The organism is Shewanella sp. (assembly GCF_051658185.1).
Lineage (GTDB): Bacteria > Pseudomonadota > Gammaproteobacteria > Enterobacterales > Shewanellaceae > Shewanella.
In genome coordinates this window covers 1-8,543 of sequence record NZ_JBOFMC010000294.1, presented here as the reverse complement: position 1 = coordinate 8,543, position 8,543 = coordinate 1, and the positions used below count along the sequence as shown (strand labels likewise).

Sequence of the window (8,543 nt, the reverse complement as noted above, 5' to 3'; positions counted from 1 at the left end):
AGAGTGAAAATAACTATAAAACCTACCGCAGTGAGTTAACGACATTTTTACATTGGTGCTTTGATGTTGTGGCGATGTCGCCAATGGCGGTGATGCGCAAAGATATGAGTCGCTATGTTGATTATTGCCTTAATCCACCGGTGGATTTGATTGGGTATTTCAACGTGGCGCAATTTAAACAGGATAAGCAACAGGATCTACGTGTACCGAATCCAGCATGGCGGCCTTTTGTGGGTAAAAAGCGGCAAGGCCAGCTCCAAGCTTATACATTAAGTGATAATGCACTAAAAACAAAAATTGCTGTTTTATCATCATTTTACGCTTACTTAATGAGCGAAGAATATTGTGAACGTAATCCCGCACAGCTATGGCTTAATCACAGCCGCTTTGCATCGAATCCGCAATATCAACGGCAAAATCTCGAAGATGAAAATAGCCTCGCGTTTACTGAGTTACAGTGGTCATACGTTATGACCACTGTAACGGCATTAGCGGAGGAATTTCCTGAAATACATCAGCGAAGTTTATTTTTAATTTCATTGATTTATTCGTGCTATTTACGGATTTCAGATGTCTCGGCACGGGCTGGTTATTCGCCAGTCATGAGCCAATTTAGACAAAATCCGCAAACCGGAATATGGAGTTTTCATATTCCCTTAAGTAAAGGCGGCAAAAAACGCAGTGTATCGATTTCTAAAGCCTTACTTGCGGCATTAGTGACATATCGGCGCTATTTAGGTTTAGCCGATTTTCCTTTGCAGGATGAAACTCATCCATTGTTTGTAAGGCATCGCGCCGCGGGTCGTGGCCGTGATGTTGGTCTACTCAATGCTAATTTGGGTATTCGGCAGATCCGTGACGAAATCCAACAACTCATTAATCTCGCGGCGGATAACGCACACAATGATGGTTTTATCGCGGATGCCCAGCAGATGCGTAAACTGACTGCACATAACATCAGGCATACGGGGATAACTCATGATATCAATATCAATCGTCGGCCTTTGTCCCATGTGCAAGCCGACGCTGGGCATGAGAGTATCGATACCACATCGCAATATTTGCATACATCGCTGATTGAACGCCATGAGAGCGGCTATAACAAACCGCTCGATCATTTACAGGGGATCGTTTGAGCCATCAAGTTTTAGCTATGCGTCACTCAAATACACCACACACATAAAGATGCGCACAATGTATATTATGTTAAATACGAATGATGAGAATACCTCTCTTACCATTAGAATGTCCCTGCGGGATCTGCGAAAATACGGCGTCAGCTTGGCTGAACCCTTTACTGACTTTGCGCGACATTGTTTAGATTGCTTTGTTTAGACGGCTTTGTTTAAGCAACGTTGTTTAGCTTAGATTGCATCGTATAGGCTATAGGGATACCGCCCTAAACTCAGAATCGAGCAAGCTGGCAACGGCTTAAGTCTGTTTGAGATTCACGCCACCTCTGCAAGCCGTGTGTTCGCGATGGGAAAATATGCCGGGCACTAACCCTTTTTTAATTGTGTTACGTTTACAGCTATGCTGTTTCAGCGAAATCTGCTCGTCATGTGTTGGAGCCTTTCAACAAACGAGCGGTGAATACTAGGAGAATCAATGAAACTCACTCAACTGGTTAAAGCAGCTGTGCTGCCTTTGTCTTTGGCCTTATTCAGTATTAGCGCTGCGGCCGTCAGTCCACCTCCCACAGGAGTCAATGCCCCTATGATAAGTGTTTTGAGTTATACCCCTCACAATTATGTGGCACATGAACAGACTAAAATGTATCCAGCCCCACAAGTGGGCACGGTTCAACATATTTTAACCTTACCGCAGTTAGAGAATGAGCAAGACTACCAGCTCGAAATTCAAATAGGTAAAACCCAATGGGTTGACTGTAATCGCCATAGCTTAAGGGGCGAGTTGAAGGAGCATACGGTTGAAGGTTGGGGTTATCCGTATTATCAAGTCGATACCGTGACACCTGGTGCCAGCACGCGGATGGCCTGTCCCGAACAGGACAAACAAGAAGTGTTTGTGCGTATCCCAGGGGAACTTAAACTGCAATATGACAGCCGCTTACCCAAGGTATTCTATCTGCCAGAAGGAACCGAATTACGCTTTCGTACTTGGAAGGTCGACTCCCTCTTTCAGTACAGTAAATAATCGGTTATAGACTGCAAACCAAGCTCAGCGATAGCGACTATGGCTGAGCTGCTTAGCAATCATTGATGTCTTACCAAAAGGATTGATGGCGAGTGAGATACCTAAGGGTTAACTCTTTGGGGTTAACGCTGTTGATTCTTTTCACTTTATCGGATTTAACTCGATAGAAATCAATTGGCTTAAACCAATCGGCCCATAGTGTAGTATCGGCCAGCCCTGCTCGCCTGCTGGCTGAACTCTGCCAAAGCAGCGGTAGGATAAATGTTAAAATCTTTTAATTCTAACCACTTGCATAATCTCAATTTCAAAGCCTGCCACTAGTTCCGTTTCGGGATAGTACACCACACTGATTTTTTGCCCTTGCAAACTCTTATACTTTTTGACGCGTCTAAATTTAAAAGGCACATCACAATTTTCAACCATTACAGTATGTTGAACCCAATCGCCCTTTTCTCTTTGGGTATGAGAAAGCACAGTGACACCATCAGAATGAATTAATCTTTCATGGTTAGCGAGCATCTTTTTTACGGCTTTATTCATGGTTGATCCTTTGATCATCTCGTGCGCTTAACGATAACACGCTGTGCTTTATCTCGGCGTACCTTAAGCTGGCGCAGCGGCCAAATCCCTTGAGTTTACGGATATGCAATCGGCTAAATTGGGGTAAGGTCATCCCGGCTAAAAAGCGGCATTGGCTCTCTAGGCTAAAACTCGGTAACCCCTGTGTTTGTGCAAGCTGTTGTAATGCTTTTATATCTTCTATCAGTTGCTGTTTATCCGGCCACACGGGCGCGGCAGAATAACTCAGCTTCGCCACGGCACCGCGACATACGCTGCAATGGCCGCAATGTTCTGGTGCTAAGTGGTCGTCGAAGTAACGGGATAAATTACGGCTCAGACAGGTGTCCAACTCAAAAAAACGCAGTAATTGGCCAATGCGTTGGATTTCTTTGTGCTCTTTTTCAGCAAAATATTGATGCAGCTCATCCACGAGTTCGGCGCAGAGTAATAACGCTGGATTAACCTGATACACGTCGGTCAGTTTTTTGGTTTCTAACTCAATCATCTGCCGCTCGGCAAGGTAGTCGAGCGCGGCTAATACGCGACTGCGATCCTTACCCGTTGCCTCATACAGCGCCGCAAAGTCTACCGTTCCCCAGATACGCTTCATTGAAGTATGGGCAAATAGCTGGGATAAGAATGCTTGCCTTTGAGGATCAAACTGCTCGAGTATGGTTGCTGTATCTTGGATAAAACGGTAAGTCACATCCGCATAATAGGCATAAAGCGGCTTAATTACGCCACGCATTTCCAATTGCACTAGCAAGGTTTTAAGGGGTAATTGACGAATATTGCTCTCATTCGATAATAGGTTAAGCTGGCACTCCCAACGCTGGTTCAGCAGGCTTTGGCGAATGTGCACTATAACTTGTTCTATGCCACTGCGCTCTGGCGTATCACCATAGACAAAGTTTTCGACCGTATTGACGCCATCAAGGTTGGCTAAGGTCACGCAGTGAGCCAGCATGCCATCGCGCCCGGCTCGGCCGATTTCTTGGCTGTAGTTTTCAATCGATTTAGGCAAATCATAGTGGATCACATACCGAATATGACTTTTATCAATCCCCATGCCAAAGGCGATGGTAGCCACCACGACATCTAAACGGTCTTGCATAAAATCTTGTTGAATTTGCTGACGTTTTGCATCATCAAATCCGGCATGGTAAGCACTGGCACGCATACCCTTCTGCTGCAACGCTTGGGCGACTTCCTCGGCGGTATGCTGCAGTGTGACATATACAATCCCCGCGCCGCTTAACTGGCTTAGCTGTTGTTTCAGCACCTGTACTTTATCTTGGCTCGCCACCGGGAGCACACTCAAATCAAGATTTGGCCGATAAAAACCTGTTTTGACAATATGTTCAGGCGCAATATCAAATCGCGCCGCCATATCTAAGGTTACTTTGCGTGTCGCCGTTGCGGTGAGTAATAGGACTAAGGGAATATTCAGTTCTTGACGATGTTGGGGCAACTTGAGGTAATCTGGCCGAAAGTTATGCCCCCATTCAGAGATACAATGGGCCTCATCGACCACAAGCATTGATAAAGGTACGGATTGAATAAATTGTCTAAAACGTTCATTTTTGAAGCGCTCAACCGATACCATCAGGATCTTTAGCCGCCCGCTGCGCACGTCTTGCATCACCTGCCGACTCTGCTCTGCCGTTAAGGTGGAATCAATGCTCGCGGCACCGATGCCCTTGTCTTTTAAAAACTGCAGTTGATCTTTCATCAACGCCAGCAGCGGCGAAATCACCAAGGTTAAATGGGGTAATTGCATTGCCGTAAATTGATAACAAAGGGATTTACCCGAACCCGTTGGAAAAATAGCCAAACTCGAATGTCCAGCCAACAACTGGCTAATGGTTTCAGCTTGCCCTGCTCTAAATGCCGAAAACCCAAATTGTTGCTGTAGCTTAGCCAAATTATTGAGCGGCGCAGAAGAGGATTGAGCGGGAGTTGTAGGGGGAAGCAGCATGGGCCATTCCTTAGCCTATCTGTCTTGATGTTCAGGAATAACGACACTGAAGCGATGGACAAAAGCAAGCTAGTATAAAAAGTGAGTGGTTAAGTCTACCAAATTCTGCGGGATGATTGGTGATTTTATCTCGCTTGGGGTGGCTTGATAGTGTATTAGCTTGAACTTAAAGGCAGTTAGCGTCCCTTTCGCGCTCGCACTACCTTAAACCACGCTCTTTTCTGGGTGAGGTTGCCATGATTATGTCACACAAATTCCGCTTTATTGTCACATTCCTGTGACAGGCTAACGCTCGAAAACGCATCCTACCCTTCAATTGGAGTGAAATATGAGCAAGGCCACTTTTGATCCAACGCTTTACAATAAAAGCAATAATGAGCCATTTAGCCAAGTGTTGGATAAACATTTATCACGTCGCCATTTTGTCAAAAGCGGCCTGGGACTCGGGGCGATGACCGCCTTTGCCGGGATGGGCTTGACGGCTTGCGGCTCGGATAATTCCGCAACGCCTAAACCAGTCGAACCGACAATCCCAGTGCCCCCCAGCAAAAGCAGCGCTAAACTGAATTTTACCTCGGTCCCGGGGGCTCGGTTAGATGCGGTTGTCGTGCCAGAAGGCTATAGCGCACAAGTGCTTGCACCATGGGGCACGCCGCTCAATTCCAAAGCCGCCCCGTGGAAAGCCGATGGCAGTAATAGCGCCGATGATCAGGCCAATGCCGTCGGGATGCACCATGATGGTATGCATTTCTTTCCATTGAATAATGCCGCCAATGACGGATTGCTATGTATCAATCATGAATACATTGATGAAATGGCCCTGCACCCTAACGGCCCAACCGTCGATGCGACTTCTAAGCTGCGCACTCTCGTTGATGAGGTTCGTAAAGAAATTAACGCCCATGGCGTGACGGTCGTTCGCATTAAATTGGTGAATAATCAGTGGGAAGTGGTGACAAACGATAACTATAACCGCCGCTTTACCGGGGCCAGTGTGTTTGATATCGCCGGTCCCCTTGCCTATTCACCACTGCTCGAAACCCGCTATTCTCCCGATGGCAGTCAAGCCCGCGGCACGCTCAATAACTGTGGTAATGGTTATACTCCATGGGGGACTTACCTGACCTGTGAAGAAAATTGGCCAGAATACTTTGTTAATCGTGGCACGCTTAGCCGCGATCAAGCGCGCATTGGGATCAGTAAAACCACTACCCGCTACGGCTGGGATGATCTTGCCGGACAAGATGAAGAACGCCTTGATGAATTTGGCCGTTTTGATATCACGCCAAAGGGCGTGAGTGCATTGGATGATTACCGTAATGAAGCCAACGGCCATGGTTATATTGTTGAAATTGATCCATACAATCCTACCTCACGGGCGGTTAAGCGCACCGCCCTCGGACGTTTTCGCCATGAGGGTTGTACTTTCGGTAAGTTGACCGAAGGAAAACCTGTGGTGTTTTACTCAGGACACGATGCCCGTTTTGAATATATCTACAAGTTTGTTTCCGCCGCGGTGTGGGATGCAAAAGATGCCAACAGCAGCAATCGTCTGCAAACGGGGAATAAGTATATGGACGAGGGGACGCTCTATGTCGCCAAGTTCAATGAAAATGGCGGCGGCGTGTGGTTGCCATTGACCTTAAACAGTCAAACCACCGATGGTAAAACCCTTGGGGATAGCTTTGCGACCTTAGGTGAACTGATCATAAACACCGCTGGTGCGGCGGATCTGGTCGGGGCGACCCCGATGGATCGTCCAGAATGGTGCGCGGTGGATCCTTTTACCGGTTCCGTCTATTTAACGCTGACCAATAACTCCAAACGCACCGAGGCTAACCCGGCCAATCCACGCCTTAAAAACAACTTTGGCCATATCATCCGCTGGGATGAGGGTGATAAAGACACTGAATTTAGCTGGGACATCTTTGTCTTTGGCTCGCCAAGCGATGGTAATGCTGACACCAATTTGTCCGGCTTAACCGATATCAATCAATTTGCGAGTCCTGATGGTTTAGCCTTTGATAAGCGCGGGATCCTCTGGGTGCAAACCGATAACAGCGCTAAAGAAGTCGCCGACAAAACCAATGACCAAATGCTGGCGATTGTGCCCTCAACCCTCGTGGATGCGCAGCAAAAACCACTCCCCGTGAGGCAAAATAACCAAATGGAATTAAAGCGGTTCTTTGTTGGCCCCAATGACTGCGAAGTGACAGGCTTTGCCATCAGCCCTGATTACACCTCCATGTTTGCCAATATTCAGCATCCTGCCAATTGGCCCTATTCGAGTAACGCGGCTGAAGCGACGCCCACAGGTCAGGTCATTCGCCCCCGCTCCGCAACAGTCATCATCCGTAAACTCGACGGTAAAGAAGTGGCGGTGTAGCGCCGTTTAGCTAACACCAGCTTAATCGACATTAACTGGGCCGTGAAACTGCGGCCCAGTTCTCCATCCTATCAATCTAAACGCAATCTAAACGGTAAGATAGCCCTGTTATCCTAGAGGATATCGTCTACACAACAACGTCTACACAACAACGTCTACACAATCACAAAGAGCTCACACTGACGAGACTGGCATCTTGCCATTGAGGGGCTGAATGTTTGATCTTGTCTCGATTTAGCGGCCTTCGGTCTGCACGAATTCTTCTGCCTCCGCGAATGCCTGCGTAAATGCATCGGTAAACTGGCTAATGGGCAACAATTCTTCACGGCAGCGACGATTGCGCCCAAGTAATGACGATTCCACAAACAAATCAAACCAAGCACTGAGTGCGTTAGCATTAGCCGCCTCCCCCATTGCCCCCAAAGCGAGCACGGCAACCTCTGCGGTACCAAGCTGAAAATCATGGCTACCCTTACGCAGCGCATAGGTCGCTAGGGTGTCAGGATCAAAGGACAACATAGGTAACGCCTGTAAATAAGGGCTCTTACGAAACATTTTTATCGCCTCACGCCAACTGCCATCGAGCATCACAAATAACGGACGTTTGCTCTGGGGCAAAGTTGCGACAGGCACTTGATTTAATACGGTTTGCCCCTGCTCGGCATATTGGGCAGGAAAGACCAAAAAAGGCTGATATAACGGAGAATGAAGTAAATCCAGTAGCTGTGCATCAGGCTCAGTGCGAGACCAAATATAAGCATGGGTATCGGGGATCAAATCGGCAATTAAGCGCCCACTATTGGTGGGTTTGAGCACTTCATCGTTATACATGATCAGTAAAAAACTGGCCTGGGTCGTTAATTGCCGGCGCAGTGCACAGGTACAAAACTGCTCACCTAATAAACACAAATGGCAGCGGACAAGTTTTTTACCACGGGCACCAAAAGGTTTTGTCGAAATAGACTTACGGTACTGATATAACCGATGAACAGCATGGGGGGCGAGCGCCATAAAACCAATTCTCTTGCAAACTTACATTCTGGGGAAACCGTGCGATGCCCAGTATTGGGCGTTTTTGGTGGTTGCTATCAGCACCATGGCTTAAAAAGGCTAAGCGATAGTTTGGATCCACCTACGGCGGCGCAGTGTATCCCTTGACGCTTACGGGTGCAATCCGCAGGCACTGATTATTCGAAAACGCTGATAATTCGCAAACGCTGGCGAGTTACAGAGTAGGAAAACTCGCTTAATACCATAACTAAAATGCTTAGACTGCAGTTTGTTGCGCCGCGGTAACTTTAGATGGAGATAAACGGCGCAGATAGGTTAAGCACTGACGGGCGTTGGCGATAAAACCCGCAAACGATCCGCCAACTCCCCTCAAGATCGATTATGTTTGTACTTTTAAGGGCCTAAGCCAATATGATCAACGCGATATTGCAACCCCAATTCCAATCCGCT

General features: G+C 47.3%; 6 protein-coding genes. 3 read left to right on the top strand and 3 right to left on the bottom strand.

The window, feature by feature from the left end; translation table 11 throughout:
• Both ACRCZA_RS11270 and eco read left to right on the top strand, forming a co-directional pair.
• The coding region (locus ACRCZA_RS11270; RefSeq protein WP_438674530.1) for a tyrosine-type recombinase/integrase at window positions 1-1,136 on the top strand (1,136 nt) is incomplete at its 5' end.
• A 472-nt stretch (window positions 1,137-1,608) separates the two neighbouring features.
• The gene (eco, locus tag ACRCZA_RS11265; protein ID WP_438674529.1) at window positions 1,609-2,157 is read left to right on the top strand and encodes a serine protease inhibitor ecotin; all 549 of its coding nucleotides are present in this window, start codon (window positions 1,609-1,611) and stop codon (window positions 2,155-2,157) included.
• Between the two features lie 264 nt (window positions 2,158-2,421).
• Here eco and ACRCZA_RS11260 read toward each other — a convergent pair whose 3' ends face one another.
• Together ACRCZA_RS11260 and ACRCZA_RS11255 are read right to left on the bottom strand one after the other, a co-directional pair.
• Window positions 2,422-2,697: a hypothetical protein gene (locus ACRCZA_RS11260; protein ID WP_438674528.1), complete on the bottom strand. Its 276-nt coding sequence runs from the start codon at window positions 2,695-2,697 to the stop codon at window positions 2,422-2,424.
• Complete coding sequence (locus ACRCZA_RS11255; RefSeq protein ID WP_438674527.1) at window positions 2,690-4,696, bottom strand: RecQ family ATP-dependent DNA helicase; 2,007 nt, start codon at window positions 4,694-4,696, stop codon at window positions 2,690-2,692. Before ACRCZA_RS11255 ends, ACRCZA_RS11260 begins: the two co-directional genes overlap by 8 nt.
• A 328-nt stretch (window positions 4,697-5,024) precedes the next feature.
• On the opposite strand from ACRCZA_RS11255, the gene ACRCZA_RS11250 reads away from it, so the two are divergent.
• Window positions 5,025-7,082, top strand: a complete 2,058-nt coding sequence (locus ACRCZA_RS11250; RefSeq protein ID WP_438674526.1) for a PhoX family protein — start codon at window positions 5,025-5,027, stop codon at window positions 7,080-7,082.
• Between the two features lie 234 nt (window positions 7,083-7,316).
• On the opposite strand, the gene ACRCZA_RS11245 is transcribed toward ACRCZA_RS11250, so the two are convergent.
• Window positions 7,317-8,093, bottom strand: a complete 777-nt coding sequence (locus tag ACRCZA_RS11245; RefSeq protein ID WP_438674525.1) for a tRNA-uridine aminocarboxypropyltransferase — start codon at window positions 8,091-8,093, stop codon at window positions 7,317-7,319.
• Window positions 8,094-8,543 lie beyond the last annotated feature (450 nt).

Bases quoted from the DNA above. Each gene is read 5' to 3' on its own strand.
- ACRCZA_RS11255 (WP_438674527.1), bottom strand. From the start codon at position 4,696: ATGCTGCTTCCCCCTACAACTCCCGCTCAATCCTCTTCTGCGCCGCTC.
- ACRCZA_RS11250 (WP_438674526.1), top strand. From the start codon at position 5,025: ATGAGCAAGGCCACTTTTGATCCAACGCTTTACAATAAAAGCAATAAT.
- ACRCZA_RS11245 (WP_438674525.1), bottom strand. From the start codon at position 8,093: ATGGCGCTCGCCCCCCATGCTGTTCATCGGTTATATCAGTACCGTAAG.
- eco (WP_438674529.1), top strand. From the start codon at position 1,609: ATGAAACTCACTCAACTGGTTAAAGCAGCTGTGCTGCCTTTGTCTTTG.
- ACRCZA_RS11260 (WP_438674528.1), bottom strand. From the start codon at position 2,697: ATGAATAAAGCCGTAAAAAAGATGCTCGCTAACCATGAAAGATTAATT.